This is a genomic window from Lactiplantibacillus sp. 3062 (genome assembly GCF_055413545.1).
The window spans coordinates 12901-27993 of the sequence record NZ_JBVAYE010000010.1; the positions used below are offsets into that span (position 1 = coordinate 12901).

Here is a 15093-nt window from a genome sequence, read left to right on the forward strand (position 1 = left end):
AGAAATTGGAGTTTATGATGGAAAATGAAATGGACCATGAAATGATCGTCAAACGGTTGGCTGAACTGATGCCGCCGACTGATGAGTTGAGTCGAATCACCGCAATCTTTAAGGCACTTGGTGATCCGACGCGTGCCCGGATTATCTACGCGTTGGCCGTATCTAAGCTGAGTGTGGGTGAACTGGCGACGGGATTAGCCCTGACACAGTCGAATGTGTCTCATCAGTTAACGGTCCTCAAACAATTAAAATTAGTTGTGGGAACACGCAATGGACGTAACGTGCACTACCAGCTGGCCGATAAACATATCATTAGTATTTTTCAGCAGGTCGCAGCTCACGCTGAAGAAGCCGATAATTAGGTTGAATAGGTGTTACCACTGATCAGTTATGATGAGTGGTAAGCGCTGTGGGTTCGTAGTGGGCACTGATATTGATTAGAAGACCGCATGATGACCTTGAATATAAGATTGTGCTTAGCATGACACTGCGAAATGGTTAATTTCGCAGTGTCATTTTTTGAACTAGTTATGTTTTTGTTAATTACCTAGTTTTATAAACTAGATGTATTGATATTTACACCATGTGATGGTATGCTGGTGTCAATAATAAATATGAGGTGATTAACATGGCACAGTCGGCGCGACAGTATCAAATAACAAATGAAGTCCTCAACTCAGTGACTCATGGGATTGGGATTATTTTAAGTATCGTTGCATTTGTTTTTTTGATGCTCAAGGCATATGCGGATGGTCAGCCCCTCGAATGGGCGGCGTTTATTATATATGGTTGTTCGTTGTTTGTACTATATACGTGTTCGACGTTATTTCACGGATTATACTTTACGCGCGCCCGCGAAGTTTTTCGTATCTTCGATCACAGTGGCGTGTACGTGCTGATTGCTGGGACATACACGCCGTACAGTCTACTGGCGATTAAGGGTTGGTTGGGCTGGACGATCTTATTAACGATTTGGATTTTAGCGATTGCTGGGATTACGGTTAATGCTGTTTGGCCTGGACGTTTGAAAAAGGTCGAAACGGTCATTTATGTGTTGATGGGGTGGATGTGCCTCGCCGGTGGTCGGCAGTTATGGGACCATTTAGGTGTCACTGGCTTCTGGTTATTAGTTGCCGGGGGCGTTGCGTTTACCTTAGGTGCATTACTATATAGTTTCCCACGGATTAAATATTTACACGTTATTTGGCACCTATTCGTGATGGTGGGAACCACGTTGATGTTTTTCTCAATTTATTTCTATATTTAAGGATGACTGTGGGGACCAGCTGCTGAGTTGGTCTTTTTTTTTTAGATGCGGGAGATTTGAGTCGCGGATGACGTCTTAAATGCTGATTATTGACATTTTATTGCGAAAAGTTTTTCAACTGGACGGTATTCGAATCGTAACCATTGCGTACGCTCGTTAAGCTGAATGAGTTATCGCCACTCAGCTAACAATAATTTTGAAATTAAATGGCTAGATCGCTGTAGCATAGTCTAGAATACGATTTATTTTTGTCATCAAACTGTAATCAGCCAGGCGTATCTTTTGATTGCCTTTTTAAATAAACTTCCGTAGAATAGTAGGACAACGAAATTTTTAGTGAGGTGATTAAGATGGCATACGGGTTATTATTTGGTGGCATTTTCATGGAAGTTTTAGGGAGCTTTTTCTTAAAGCGCGCAAACGGTTTTCGGAACTTAATACCAACGATAATGGTGTTGATTGGATATTTTAGTTCGTTAGTCCTTGTAACGCTTGCAATGCAACGCCTGCCGTTAGGGGTGACGTATGCCATGTGGGCTGGACTGGGCACGTTTGCAACCGTTATTTTAGCGGTCGTCGTTTACCGTGAACGGCTCAGTCTCTCACGTCTGAGTGGCTTAATTGCAATCGTAGTCGGGGCGATTTTACTGAACATTTAAATCAAGGGGGAATGATGATGCGTGCATGGATTCAATTAGTTATTGCGATTGGCGTTGAAATTGCGGGGACCAGCTTGTTGAAGTTATCGGCTGGATTTAAGTACCCCTTGGTTGGAATTGTGGGCATGTTACTATACGGCCTAGCGATTTTTAGTTTCTCACGGGCATTGAGCAAAATCCCACTGAGTGTTGGTTATGCAATCTGGGCCGGAGTCGGCACAGCTGCGACCGGCCTGATTGGAATTTGGGCGTTTGGCGAAATCTTGACGGGATTGAAAACGTTGGGATTCATGGCGATTATTACGGGTGTGATTCTATTGAACATGCCTGCTAAGGCGACTAAACCGGCTACTGCGACGCCGCGCTTGGCACGGTGGCGGACCCGGTTTAACCGGTAACTAAAAAGATCGAGAATCTGACTGATTTTTTAAGCGATTACGCTTGAAATGCGCCGGTTGATTCTCGATCTTTTTTAGTTGTTGTAATTAGGCTTCTGGCCAGATTTCCTTAGCCGTACCAATGACTAACGCCAACTTGGCCCACTGTTGAGCCTCAGTTAACTGGTTACCTTCTTCAGTTGAAGCAAAGCCACATTGGGTCGATAGTGCTAGATTACGCAATGGCACCTTAGTGGTCGCAGCTTGAACTCGTTCTTTGATCACAGTGGTCTTTTCCAATTCTGGAAACTTAGAGGTAACCAGACCTAATACGATGCGTTTGTGGTCATCATGGTTCCAAATCTGGTCTAACGCTTCGAAGCCACCCGCCCGTTCGTTATCATATTCCAAGAACAGCCCATCATAGTTAAGCTGGCCAAGGTAGGGTGCAACCACGTCGTAACTGCCCGAGAAGAGGTACGTGGATTTAAAGTTACCCCGGCAGATGTGGGTCGTGACGGTCAAGTCGCTTGGCAGGTCAGCTAATGCTGCGTTAATCACTTTAACGGCATCGGTCGCCCACTTAGTGTAGGCCGCGTGGTCAGCTTCGGGATCATTGAGTTTGCTAATTAAGAAAGCCCACGTCGTATCGTCTAACTGAATATAGCGACACCCAAGGTCATAAAAATGTTGAATGGTATCGTGATAAGCTTGGGCGAGATCATTTAAATAGGCATCCCAGCTGTCATAGAATTTGGTCCAATTGTCACTCCGATTATCACGGAATAACATAGTTGGTGATGGAATCGTTTGTTTAGCGAGTACGCCAGCGGGAACGATTGATTGTAAGTATTCAAAGGCAGCAAAGAACGGATGGTCGGGATTATACGCGACTTTGCCAATAAGTTCAGCGTTATCCGTTCGAGTATGGTCCCCCTTGAACTTATAGCTTTGATGGTAGTCGTACTTGCCAACACCAGTTAAGCCCCAAAGGAAATCTAAGTGCCACCAGCTGCGTGAAAATTCGCCATCGGTCACGGCTTTGAGCCCGAGTTTAACTTGTTCAGCGACCACTCGTTTGATTTCAGTGTGTTGGATTTCAAGTTCTTGATCACGCGTAATGGTACCGGCGGCTAATTGTTCATGGGCCTTTTTCAAACTAGCGGGGCGCAGTAGGCTGCCGACGACGTCAAAACGGAATGGGGCGGTTAAAGTTGTAGTTGTCATTAAATATCAAACTCCTTAAATTTTATTGGGAACGAAAAAACGTCGTCCTGAATAATATTAATCATTATTCAGGACGACGTTGGGCCGTGGTACCACCTGAGTTCTAGGCTAGTGAACTAGTCTACTCGATACAGCTGCCAAATGATTGGCAATTGCTAACGCGGGTAACGGTTGTTAAACCGGCTTTAGTTAATGCTGGTTACTTTGTTGCTCACCAGACACTCACCAAAACGAACTAGGAAGAAGACCATCTTCATTGGTTGTGCCGGTACCGTTTCACCAACCCGATACTCGCTGAACAGCGACACCAATTACTCATCTTTTAATCGTTCTTTAATTATTGACACCTATCATACTGGTAATTATTTTAAATGTCAAATTTAATTTAAGGCCGGAATCGGTGGGCGGGATTAATCCATAGTCATGCTATAATGCAAGTAACATGCGATTGGGGGCAAATTATGGATAGAATCATTCGGTTTTTTAAGCGGGATGACGTTGACTTGTACTTAACGTTGGCGTTATTAATCATCATTATTTATTTAATGCGCGGGTTTGCGACAGTTGTTCTATTAACGACGGTTTTTGCGTATTTGGGCATTAAGCTTAGTCGGTGGTTAAACCTCCGAACGCACTTACCTTATTGGATTGCCGTCATTGTGGTCTACGTCGGCGTGATTGCGTTGTTTATCGGTGCGCTATCGTACGCGGCGCCTACCCTGGTCGATCAGTTGAAGGTCATTCCAGATATGCTGGCTAAAGCAATCACCAATCACCCGGTATTGAATAAGAATATTGATAAATGGGTCAACCAAGCCATTCATAGTAGTGAATTGATTCAAAACGGGAAGGCGTTACTCGTCACCGGTATTAAAGGACTGAGTGAGGTTGGGACTGGCTTTACGCACGTCTTAATGGCAATCTTTTTGAGTTTTATCTTTGCAGTTTCGCGGGGACGAATGATGGTCTTTGGCCGCCAGTTCTTGCAGTCGAAGTTTAAAAAGTTCTTCACGAACGTTTACTATTTAACGCATAAATTCGTTATGATTCTGGGGCGGATTATTGAAACGCAACTGGTGATTTGTACGATCAATACGATTTTGATGACGATTGGATTCATGATTATTGGGATGCCAAGTATCATGGTGTTGTCGATCATTGTCTTTATCTTAGGCTTAGTGCCGGTGGCTGGCGTGTTGATTTCAATGATTCCGCTAACCTTACTGGGGTTTGCGTCGGGTGGCTTGATTCGGGTTGTCTGGATCATCGTGTTGGTTATTTTGATTCACGCCTTCGAGTCTTATTTCCTTCATCCACGGCTAATGGCGGACCGGACTGATTTACCAGTCTTTGTCACTTTTATTACGTTGATTATTATGGAAAGTCTATTAGGGGCCTGGGGCTTGATCATTGGGATTCCAATTGTTTCATTCTTCCTAGACATTTTGGGTGTGCAGAATTCTGAGCCGCGACGCGTGACGTCTCAAATAGCGAAACGTGAACCTTAGTGTGATTGTAACTGTACTTTACCGGTAGCAGGCTTTGTATGGGGTCGGGTGATTTATATGAACAGTAGCTTGTGACTGCGCGTAAAGGTTATCAAAGACAATTGTAAGCTGGTATCTTCGAAGTGGATTACTTTCGAAGGTGCCAGCTTTAATTAATTACTGCTTAAAGATGCTGATAGTGACAATTACAAGTCAGACTGTTAGTGTTAAGCTATCAGCGTTCTAGGTGGTATAAGGTTGACTTATTACGACTAAGTGTTAGAGTGAGCGGTTGGAATCTGTTTAGGAGGGGGCGATTACGATTAATCAATCAAATAATCAACATCCCGTGTTAGATGGCTGGCAAGAAATTGAAGCTGACCAAATTAAGCGAATGCAAGGTGCGTTGTGGCATTTGTTGGGCAATGCGATAGCATATTTAAGTCTATTTGTAATCGAACTAGTGCTTGCAACGATTGGTCATTCGCAATCTTTGCACGCGGATGCGTTTAATAATTTTGCGGGTATTGTTTCATCGGGGTTGTTATCGCTTGGTATCTGGGGTGGCATTCATAATCATCAATCACATCAAAGTAAAGTGACCGCTTTGGACGGCTGGGAGGCCGAACGTCGCAATCGATTGATGCGATTTCGTTTACAAGACTTATTCACGTTAATGAGTGGGGTCATTATGTTAGTTATGGCGGTACAAGTTATTGTGAGTGGTGTTAGTAATTTGTTTAAATCACACACCGTTCAAGCAGTGAGCGGTGTAACTGTTTGGGGAGCTGCAATCGCGAGCATCGTTATGTTAGTCGTCTGGTACTTTAATCGTCGCGGTGGGCAACAATTAGATAATTCGACGCTATTGGCTGCGGCAAAGGATAGTCTTAGTGATGCGTTAACGAGCATTGGCACTTTAATCTCATTAAGTGGGGTCTTACTATTCAAATTTGCTTGGTTAGATAGTGTTGCGAGTATCGTGATTGGATTCTTTATTTTTGCCGCTGGGTTACAAATTTTTCGGGACAGTGGGTTGCAGCTAATTAATTACAGTGATCCACAAGTTGAAAAAAATTATATTAATACGATTCAACAAATTGATGGTGTGAATCAGGTCAATGCAATTGATGTCCAGTATTCTGGGAGCTTAGTGGCCTTGTCGCTGGTTATAGCAGTGTCACCACGAATGACAGTGGCAGCCAGCTTTCAGCTCAGTGAAAGAATCGAGCAAGTGATGCGAAATCAGTATGGCATTATTGACACTAAGGTAATGTTTATGCCGCAAACATAAGTGTGTTGACTGATAGATTTTAATAATAAAAGACTAGTTTCAAGGTTGAATTCCTTGAAACTAGTCTTTTATTTATGGTTGGCGCGAATTCCGTTGCGGCGTACGGGCATGGTGGACCGTCAAATTCGTTAGTGTGGCGTCCGTTGCTGGTTTCGTGAACAACGGAATCGTCTCTTCCAAGACATCGCTAAACGCTAAGCCGTACCAGATAGCAGGAGATGGGGTGATGTTTTGTAGTAGAACGCGACCACCAATTAGTAGTCGATCGAACTGGCCCATAGTTGGGTTGCTAGCAAGGTCCATGATCTGCTGATTCTGAACGACAAATTTAAAATCGCCAACTTGACGAGGTTGTGTGATTCCGTAACGGGAATATTGGGGATCGATGCTGTGATCTGCAATTAAGTTCGTGACAATTTGGCGCAAATATAAATTAATGTGCTGTGATTTACGGAAACCTAAGTTGAGTTGAACTTCCACGATATTTCGAGTGCCTAGCATGTCAATGCTGTAATTACAATCATAAGGTCGGTTGGTTTCATTAATGGTAATAAACCAGTAAACCTTAGCGCGTTTAGGCCGCTTATCTAAAATCGAGTACAGAATTGACCGTTTAACCCGGTGTTGATGGTCGACCTTAGCCAAGTAGACTAAATTCGTTGCAAATACTGGCAGGTGATCATCGTGGCTTAGCTGGATCAGTTGATTACGATAATCTAGCAGACTAATCTGTTCATTTGCCTGGTTGTAACGCAAACGCCGGCGATTACCAAAGAACCAAACGACCATAATCAAGAAAATGACGAGGGTCAGCCCCAAGGTCAAATAGCCACCGTGAATAAACTTGGTCAGACTAGCCGTTAGAAAGACGGTCTCCAGTGCGCCAAAGCCGAATAATAAAGCTAGCGCCAGCGCCCGGTGGCCCTTCATGTGAATCCACTGGCTAAGCAGGATGGTCGTCATCAACATTGTTAAGGTGATGGCTAAACCATACGCCGCTTCCATGTGAGCTGAAGTTTGAAATAGCCAAACGATTCCTAAGGTGACCAGACATAACAGCCAGTTGATCGCACCAATATAAATCTGGCTCCGAACGTTACTGGGGTGCTTGATAATCATACGTGGTAAGAACTTTAAACCGACTGCTTCGTCAACTAAGGTATAAGAGCCCGTGATCAAGGCCTGTGACGCAATGATGGCTGCGGCCGTGGCTAAGATAATCATTGCAATTTGACCGCCCGCAGGAACCATGGCATAGAACGGATTGACATTGGTGGCATTGCGCCATGCCGCATCCTGATAATGGGTTAACATCCACGCGCCCTGACCAAGATAATTGAGAATCAAAGTCGTGTATACGAACGGCCAAGTGGCGTCGATGTTGGCTTTACCAACGTGCCCCATATCAGAATACAGCGCTTCAGCCCCGGTCGTTGCAAGGAAGACACTACCAAGAATGAAAATTCCCATTTTATTAGCCGGATTGAATAAGACTTGTACGGCGTAAACGGGTGAGAAAGCTTTGAGAATGACGGGTGCCTGACTGATGTTGATCAGACCGAAGATGCCGATGACGGTGAACCAGAGCAACATCATGGGACCGAATGACCGGCCAACGACGGCAGTACCAAACCCTTGAATCATAAAGAGAACCAGTAAAATAACCGTAACGGTTAGAGGCACGAGCCACGGGTACTGGGAAAAAGCCCCCAGTTTGGGTAATCCCTTTAAGCCTTCAACTGCTGATGTGACTGTCACAGCAGGTGTTAGGGTGCCATCTGCTAACAAAGCGGCGCCACCAATCAACGCGACGAAAATTAACCATTTGGCCCGGTGACGAACCAGCGCATACAGGGCGAAAATGCCACCTTCATGATGATTATCAGCGCGTAAAGCAATCAGGACGTACTTTACCGTTGTAATGAGCATCAACGTCCAAAAGATTAATGAAACACTGCCGATAACATAATCAGGTGTTGCATTCTTAAGTTGCCCCGCGTCATTGATCAGGGCGTTCATAACGTATAGCGGTGACGTTCCGATGTCCCCGTACACGACGCCTAATGTGATTAACATGCCAATCAATGAACGTTCCTGAATCCGTTGCTTACGCATGAATTATTGACCCCCACTTCAATTAGAACTGTGACTCATACTATACTAGCTTTTTTCAAAAGGGGTTAACCAGACAAACTAAAAATTTGCTCATGTTAACAAGTTTCAACTTACGTTTCGTTAGGTGAACTTTACTTCAAGTTGAGTACAATAAGTAATCCGGTTGTTCGTATTTAGAGGATAAAAAATGGGCCGTTTCATTCCAGTTGATAACGCTGAAATGAAACGGCCCATTAGTTTTGAATTTATTAGTCTAGTCAATTATTTCTCATCAGTGGCTGTATTCGTCTTCAACTGGGAGTGTTTAACGGAATAGCCAAAGTAAACGACCATACCGATGGCTAACCATACCACGAAGCGAATCCAAGTGACAGGCTTCAGGTTGATTAGTAGGAAGACACAACAGATGATTGACATGATTGGTACAAACGGGACCCATGGCGTTTTGAAGGGACGCCGAAGATCTGGTTGTGTTTTACGTAACCGTAAGATGGAGAAGGAAACTAGGGTAAAGGCAGTCAAAGTACCGATATTCACCAGTTCAGCTAAGTCAGCTAATGGAATAAAGCCACCCATGATTGCGGCAATCGACCCAAACAAGACGGTTGATTTAAGTGGTGCACCGGTCTTGGCGCTAATATCGCTAAAGACATGGGGGAGTAATCCATCCCGCGACATGGAGAAGGAAATCCGAGTTTGACCGTAGAGACAGACTAACATTACAGTGGTCATACCAAGAATCGCGCCAAGGTCAATGATTCCGGCCATCCAATTTTGACCGGAGTAAATAAGAACGGCCGAGATCGGATGATCAATGTACTTGGCAAACGTTTCAAATGGGACCACGCCAGTCATGATGGCTGATACAGCCACGTAGAGAATGGTACAGATACCAAGAGACAGTAACATGGAACGTGGGAGTGTTTTGGATGGTTCCAATGTTTCTTCAACGCTGGATGAAATGGCGTCAAAACCGATGAAGGCGAAGAAAACGCTAGAGGCTGCGCCGAAGACCCCTTTGAAGCCAAATGGTAATAACGGACTCCAGTTTGCCGGTTTGATGAAGCGCACCGCGGTAAAGATGAATAAAAGAACAACGGCTAATTTAATCACTACCATGACGTTATTGACGCGTTTAGTTTCTTTGACCCCGAGAGACAATAAAGTGGTAATCAGGATAATAATGGTGAAGGCCGGCAGATTAAAATAGCTGGTCACACCAGGGACGGAACCTGCAGCTGCCGACAAAGCAGCGGGCAGTTTGAGGCCGAAGCCTGCCAAGAATGATTGAAAGTAGCCTGACCAGCCCGCTGAAACGGTTGAGACAGCGAAAAGGTATTCCAACATCAAGTCCCAGCCGATAATGAATGCAACAATTTCGCCGAGGGTTGTGTAGGCATAGGTGTACGCTGACCCACTTTCAGGCACCATCGCAGCGAATTCAGCATAGCAGAGTGAAGCAAACAGGCAAGCAATCGCAGCCAAGACGAATGAGATCATTAGGCCGGGACCCGCCGTCAAGGCCCCCGTACCAGTTAAAACGAAGATCCCGGTCCCGATGATGGCCCCAATTCCCAGCATCGTTAGGTCAAATGTTTTAAGTTCCTTTTTGAGCGGACTGTGATAAGTGGCTAACATGGCATTGATATCTTTTTTGCGGAGTAACCGCGTGTGTGATAAATCCATAATCATCGCCCCATTTCGATGTGATAGCTTTAGTTTAATCGGTTTTGACAAAGTTACGATGGTCAATCCGACCAAAATAAATATTCTGATGGGCTATAGTGACTAAAAGCCAAATAATTGGACGCAATCGCGCGACATCCTGCGACTTCTTATTGATTGTCTGACTAATCGTGATTAATTAGCTACGGTATTCAACGCCTATTAATAGGGTGATATAGCGAACATGGCGGGGATTGTTTTTCTGAAGGTTAACTTACCTTGTGATTGCGATTGTTAGTGGGGATTATTGAAGGACCTTAGAAAATATGGTTTTGGCTCACTAAATCGCCACTTGATTGATGCAACCTGAAGAACTGGAGAGAGTGAGCGGCTTATTGGAACCCTTTTTTATTGATATCGATTATATGAATAAAATGGGATTATGATTATCCTTAAAGTATTTTGATGAATCAAATTTGATAATTAATTTTCTTGCAGGTAAAACAGCCTACGAGAGACTGATGTAATTCGTCCCGGCCTTCCAATATCAACATTTATTGACCACATTTGCATAAGTTTTATTATTCCAAATACAATCTTGATTGCAATTTTGAAATTAACAAATACGAATGATGTTTATTAGTTGGTGACAATGGGTTTGGCGTTTGCTATATTCAAAAGGAGAACGCAAATCAAGGCCTGACCAATATTAAAGGCCACTTGAAATTAGTGGACTACTGGGTCTGCTGATTGTTGCTGGTATCGAAGCTAGTGATTGCAATGACTGGCAGATCTTGAATCAAAAAAGGGGATAGCAAGCTGATTGGTTTGGTGTTGGTAATAAAAGTATTGATACTAGTACGTCTGCATTCATAATGTATAAAGCATTGCCAGACTATTTCCAGATAATAAAGTTGGGAGGCATTAGTCATGTCGTCATTTCTTAAAGCAAAGACCGTTACACATTACGTGCTTTTTGCAATTATCCTTATTAGTAGTTTCTGTTTATACGGGTACGTTAAAAATCGTATTGAGTTAAATCAAGCGAGGACTGTACTAACAACAATGTTAAAAAGCAGTCCTTATGACGTGCGTGTCTTGAGAAACACAATAATCAAGGAAGAATCCGGCCCTTTTAGCGGCATTATTTGGTATGAATACACATTTGCAACCAGCCAAACATTAGCGGAAAGTAAGAAATACAAAAAGTTTTTGCATCAGTCATCAAAAAATATGACCCTGAAAAATTGCCCCATCGTCTATCGCGTAATCGTCAGACCGCCGACTAAAAGAATAAAGCATTGGACGGGTGAAATCTATCTCGATACCAATCAAAAACTCAGCGCAACGGGACGTTCGAATTACGTCCAAGCTTTAAGCGACAAGTCTTTGCGTGAACTAACGATTTCATAAAAGGCCCTTAACCAGGTGGCTCCAATGATTTAGCTTACTATCGGCCTACATTGAAAAATGGGGTAGGTAATGCGTTAACTCAATCAGGCCATACAACAGATGTTCAGAAGGGGTGGTCGAATCGAGTTGTGTTGATTGTCTAATCAACGCAACTTTTTTATTTAAGGATTTAACTTGGTCAAAAATATTAAGTTTAGTATTTCTATTTTGACGAAATTAGAGATCGAACCAGGGGACTTAACGATAATATAACCGGAGTTGTAGGTCCCCAAAGTAAAGAGAATACAGAAGCAAGTACTCCGACAAAAACAGTGTCTTTAATGACTTTCAATTCATGTTGAAAGGCCATGGAATCTTCTTTTCCCCAATTGTCTGTGATGACATGGTGGCGAAATACAATGTCAAATAGCCACCAAAGGTACAAGTTAAATATTAAGTATGTCGCCGCGTAAATAAAGTTTTTAATTTTAGATAAGGGATCGAGTGCTATCAATTGAGTCAAAGTAGGCATAAGCGAAATGAAAAAAAGAAAATAGAAGTTTAAAACGATTAGATTACCATCTATTTGCTTTACATTACTAAATAATTTTTGATGGAAAAACCAATAAGTCGATACTAGAGAAAAACCGGCAATATAAATGATGATTGAATATCCAAAATTAATCCAACTGTTTGATAAAATATTCCTGCCAATGGGTAATCTTATTTCTAATACTAGAACAGTCAGAATAACTGAGAAAACACTGTCACTGAAAGATATAAAACGACTCTTTGAGTTTCTAAACATTGTAGTCACCTCTTAAAAAATAACGTTATCTGTTAGAATAACGTTATTTTTAAATGTTTATTCATTGTATGGTAAACGATTTGTTCTATGCATATTTAATTTGAAGGTTAGAAGCATCAGCAGATTAAAACTTAAAATAATTGTGGCAAAGATAATTGTTTCGGGTAGAATGCTGTTTCCAATAGACAATGTACTTCTAAAAGCATCAATTGAAATACTCATTGGTAGGTAAGGGTGAATAACCTGAAAGATATGATTTGAAAGTTGAATTGGATAAGTCCCAGCGGAACCGCCTAGCTGAATAATCATAAATATTAGCATGAACCAGGCGCCTGTTTTCCCGAGAATTAGATTGAAGAAAGTGACGATACTACCGAACGCCCACATGGTCAAGACACAGAACAAATAGGTCTTAATGGGTTGCAGCGGTTCTAAATGATCCACAGAAAGTAGCAGGATGTACATGATTGTTGAGGCTAGTAGAGTAAATTCCAACAGAAATGGCGCTTTTTCACCCCACCAGTAGAATGCGTTCTTAGGTTTTTTATGAGGTGTGAACATATCGTAAATAATATTAAATGTAATGCAACCAACAAATAAAGCAACGGACATTAGATATGGTGCCATCCCAGTACCATTGTTTTTAACATGTGTTGCATCGGTATGTTGCAGTTTAATTGGACTAACGATTCTGTTCAATTGTTGATTAGAGCTATTGCTAAGCATACTGATTTGTTTGCCACCAGAGACAAGACCTGATGCGAGCTTCCCGTTGTCAGTACTGATTGTTTTTAGATTATCCGTAATTTTACTGCTACCTGCAGTTACTTTACTTGTTGCATTTTTAAGTGATTCTAGTCCGGTATTTACTTGCGATAAGGCGCCCAGTTCTTGCGTGCTACCATTGAGAATACCGTTAGCAATAGTTGAATCTGCGGCTGATAGGGCCCCAATATCCTTTAACGTATTAGAAACTTGGAAACTAGGCGCAGCTGCTTGCATTTGACTAACCCGTAACATCTTTGCAGTGCGCTCTAATTGCGCATTGTCAGCTCGGATTTTACTACTGTTTTGGATGTTACTGTTTATATCATTAGTGAGCTGTGCGCTTTGACTTAGTAGTGCTTGTGTGAGTTCTTGAGATTTAACCTTTGCAGCATTACCGACTTGATAGGTTTGCGCCAAACTGGTTAAAAGTTGTTGTTCTTTAGTCGCGTTTTCTGGAATGATTTTTAATGCATGATCTGATCTAAGAACGCCACCTGACAATTGTGTTATCCCGGCATTCGCAGTGCCAATACCGGCATTTATGTGATTTAAGGAAAACGTGACGGTTTGACTGCCATTTGAAACTTTATTTAGTCCAGCGTTTGTACTAGATAAGTCGTTACCGGTAACTTGAATACCTTTACCCGTCTTCTTAACAATTGAGTTGATTGTTTTAAGGTAATCGGTAGTTAACTGTTTGTTAACGCTTGTTTGAATGCTTTGAGCAGTTGTCGTATTCATCTTCATCGCAATAAAACTAAAACCAGCATTGGTATGATAATTAAAGTAAATGGTCTTTTGGCCCTTGGATCCAAGTCGCAATGCTTCCTTGGAGAAATTCTTGGGTATGGTAATTGCCATATAAAGTTTGCCATCTTTAAGTGATTTTTTTGCAACTGATTTGTTAACTTGTTTGAAATCAGCATCGTGATTGTTGACTAATTGATGAGTTAGCTTTTTGCCAAGGCTGTATGTTTTGTGGCCCTTAACTATAGGAATGTCACTGTTGACTATTCCAACTGGTAAATGTTTGATACTACCATAAGGGTCCCACATTGAAGCTAGAAAGATTACGGCATAAAAAGTTGGTACCAGTAAAATGCCCAGAATTATTTTGAGCATTCCTTTTGTTTTAAAAACATATTTCCATTCAGTACTAAACATAACAAGACCCCCCAAAGTTCAATGTTATGATGATAAAACTGACACAAAAGATGATTGTTAGTACATGGGAACTCGCGTGGTGTTTTTAGGCGTAGTAGAGGAAAGCTTTTTATGGTTCAAAGCCTTTGACAAGATGGTCAGTAACAATGGTTTGAAATTGCAATAAGTCCAAATCTGAATTTTTACGATCGAATGAATCAAATCTTTTATGTGCAGACCACCAGAATATTTGATCAATTATGATAATTGAATCGTATTCTGGGTTTTTCAGTCGTCTGATTTTGTTATGGACCTGTAAGTCTGCTAAAAAGGTTGCAATATTTTGGTACAATTCTTTTCTATACTTTCGATATAGAGTTAATAATTGTGGGTTCATTTGTGGATTCCGCTCCAGTATTAGAAAATAAGCACCATACCTATTAAAAGTTTTGAACAAGTAATTTATCATCTCTTCAAAAGCAGCATCGTTGTCGGTTTGGTTCAAAATTAGTGCCATGTTTTTAGTTTCGGCTTTATAAACGGCTTTAGTATCAATTAGTAATTGATTTTCTGGATCAATTTTTAAAGGAAGACTTCTGATGCCATTAATGAAGTCTGAATTTAAAGTAGCGGCAAAGATAAAGTTCAAAAGATCATCTTTACTTTTAAACATACTATAAAGTGTGCCAACTGCTAAATTTGCGCCTTTTGCGATATCCTGCATTTTTGTCTCGGAGAACCCCGGCACAATAAATAGTGAAGAGGCGCTGTTTAGAACACGATTTAATTTACGCTGTAGATCCATTTTTATCACCTCAATTTTTATGACATGAGTATAACACCATTTGGATTTAGAATGAATCATTCATTCTAGTTAGGGAAAAGGGTTAA

At 41.9% G+C, this 15093-nt stretch carries 13 protein-coding genes; 7 read left to right on the forward strand and 6 right to left on the reverse strand.

Annotated elements, in window-relative coordinates; all coding sequences use genetic code 11:
- Positions 1–17 precede the first annotated feature (17 nt).
- The 4 genes from ACWQAU_RS12190 to ACWQAU_RS12205 all read left to right on the forward strand — a co-directional run bounded on the left by ACWQAU_RS12190 (position 18) and on the right by ACWQAU_RS12205 (position 2324).
- Positions 18–362, forward strand: a complete 345-nt coding sequence (locus tag ACWQAU_RS12190) for an ArsR/SmtB family transcription factor (RefSeq protein WP_003643481.1) — start codon at positions 18–20, stop codon at positions 360–362.
- A 266-nt stretch (positions 363–628) separates the two neighbouring features.
- Entirely contained in the window at positions 629–1267 is a 639-nt protein-coding gene (gene trhA / locus ACWQAU_RS12195; protein WP_003642505.1) for a PAQR family membrane homeostasis protein TrhA, read from the forward strand.
- Positions 1268–1617: 350 nt separating this feature from the next.
- Entirely contained in the window at positions 1618–1926 is a 309-nt protein-coding gene (locus tag ACWQAU_RS12200) for a DMT family transporter (protein WP_027821662.1), read from the forward strand.
- A gap of 14 nt (positions 1927–1940) precedes the next feature.
- Positions 1941–2324: a DMT family transporter gene (locus ACWQAU_RS12205; RefSeq protein ID WP_003643479.1), complete on the forward strand. Its 384-nt coding sequence runs from the start codon at positions 1941–1943 to the stop codon at positions 2322–2324.
- 87 nt (positions 2325–2411) lie between these two features.
- Here the strand turns inward: ACWQAU_RS12205 and ACWQAU_RS12210 are convergent, their stop codons facing one another.
- A complete protein-coding gene (locus ACWQAU_RS12210) occupies positions 2412–3530 on the reverse strand; it encodes a vitamin B12 independent methionine synthase (RefSeq protein ID WP_027821663.1) in 1119 nt (372 codons plus the stop codon).
- A gap of 461 nt (positions 3531–3991) precedes the next feature.
- On the opposite strand from ACWQAU_RS12210, the gene ACWQAU_RS12215 reads away from it, so the two are divergent.
- Both ACWQAU_RS12215 and ACWQAU_RS12220 read left to right on the forward strand, forming a co-directional pair.
- The gene (locus ACWQAU_RS12215) at positions 3992–5038 is read left to right on the forward strand and encodes an AI-2E family transporter (protein ID WP_027821664.1); all 1047 of its coding nucleotides are present in this window, start codon (positions 3992–3994) and stop codon (positions 5036–5038) included.
- 328 nt (positions 5039–5366) lie between these two features.
- Positions 5367–6311: a cation diffusion facilitator family transporter gene (locus ACWQAU_RS12220; RefSeq protein WP_003642499.1), complete on the forward strand. Its 945-nt coding sequence runs from the start codon at positions 5367–5369 to the stop codon at positions 6309–6311.
- Positions 6312–6383: 72 nt separating this feature from the next.
- On the opposite strand, the gene ACWQAU_RS12225 is transcribed toward ACWQAU_RS12220, so the two are convergent.
- On the reverse strand, positions 6384–8426 hold the full coding sequence (locus tag ACWQAU_RS12225; protein ID WP_027821665.1) for a KUP/HAK/KT family potassium transporter: 2043 nt from the start codon (positions 8424–8426) through the stop codon (positions 6384–6386).
- A 261-nt stretch (positions 8427–8687) separates the two neighbouring features.
- Positions 8688–10112, reverse strand: coding sequence for an amino acid permease (locus ACWQAU_RS12230; RefSeq protein ID WP_016511808.1), 1425 nt, complete (start codon positions 10110–10112; stop codon positions 8688–8690).
- Between the two features lie 909 nt (positions 10113–11021).
- Here ACWQAU_RS12230 and ACWQAU_RS12235 point away from each other — a divergent pair.
- Positions 11022–11504, forward strand: a complete 483-nt coding sequence (locus tag ACWQAU_RS12235) for a hypothetical protein (protein WP_015826047.1) — start codon at positions 11022–11024, stop codon at positions 11502–11504.
- A 202-nt stretch (positions 11505–11706) separates the two neighbouring features.
- On the opposite strand, the gene ACWQAU_RS12240 is transcribed toward ACWQAU_RS12235, so the two are convergent.
- The 3 genes from ACWQAU_RS12240 to ACWQAU_RS12250 form a co-directional block, all read right to left on the reverse strand.
- The gene (locus ACWQAU_RS12240) at positions 11707–12291 is read right to left on the reverse strand and encodes a TMEM175 family protein (RefSeq protein ID WP_049821970.1); all 585 of its coding nucleotides are present in this window, start codon (positions 12289–12291) and stop codon (positions 11707–11709) included.
- A 57-nt stretch (positions 12292–12348) separates the two neighbouring features.
- Entirely contained in the window at positions 12349–14223 is a 1875-nt protein-coding gene (locus ACWQAU_RS12245; protein WP_027821666.1) for a YhgE/Pip family protein, read from the reverse strand.
- Between the two features lie 109 nt (positions 14224–14332).
- Positions 14333–15007: a TetR/AcrR family transcriptional regulator gene (locus ACWQAU_RS12250; RefSeq protein WP_015826045.1), complete on the reverse strand. Its 675-nt coding sequence runs from the start codon at positions 15005–15007 to the stop codon at positions 14333–14335.
- Positions 15008–15093: the final 86 nt, after the last annotated feature.

Coding starts and splice junctions, on each gene's coding strand:
- ACWQAU_RS12190 (WP_003643481.1), top strand. CDS start 18: ATGGAAAATGAAATGGACCATGAAATGATCGTCAAACGGTTGGCTGAA.
- trhA (WP_003642505.1), top strand. CDS start 629: ATGGCACAGTCGGCGCGACAGTATCAAATAACAAATGAAGTCCTCAAC.
- ACWQAU_RS12200 (WP_027821662.1), top strand. CDS start 1,618: ATGGCATACGGGTTATTATTTGGTGGCATTTTCATGGAAGTTTTAGGG.
- ACWQAU_RS12205 (WP_003643479.1), top strand. CDS start 1,941: ATGATGCGTGCATGGATTCAATTAGTTATTGCGATTGGCGTTGAAATT.
- ACWQAU_RS12210 (WP_027821663.1), bottom strand. CDS start 3,530: ATGACAACTACAACTTTAACCGCCCCATTCCGTTTTGACGTCGTCGGC.
- ACWQAU_RS12215 (WP_027821664.1), top strand. CDS start 3,992: ATGGATAGAATCATTCGGTTTTTTAAGCGGGATGACGTTGACTTGTAC.
- ACWQAU_RS12225 (WP_027821665.1), bottom strand. CDS start 8,426: ATGCGTAAGCAACGGATTCAGGAACGTTCATTGATTGGCATGTTAATC.
- ACWQAU_RS12230 (WP_016511808.1), bottom strand. CDS start 10,112: ATGGATTTATCACACACGCGGTTACTCCGCAAAAAAGATATCAATGCC.
- ACWQAU_RS12235 (WP_015826047.1), top strand. CDS start 11,022: ATGTCGTCATTTCTTAAAGCAAAGACCGTTACACATTACGTGCTTTTT.
- ACWQAU_RS12240 (WP_049821970.1), bottom strand. CDS start 12,291: ATGTTTAGAAACTCAAAGAGTCGTTTTATATCTTTCAGTGACAGTGTT.
- ACWQAU_RS12245 (WP_027821666.1), bottom strand. CDS start 14,223: ATGTTTAGTACTGAATGGAAATATGTTTTTAAAACAAAAGGAATGCTC.
- ACWQAU_RS12250 (WP_015826045.1), bottom strand. CDS start 15,007: ATGGATCTACAGCGTAAATTAAATCGTGTTCTAAACAGCGCCTCTTCA.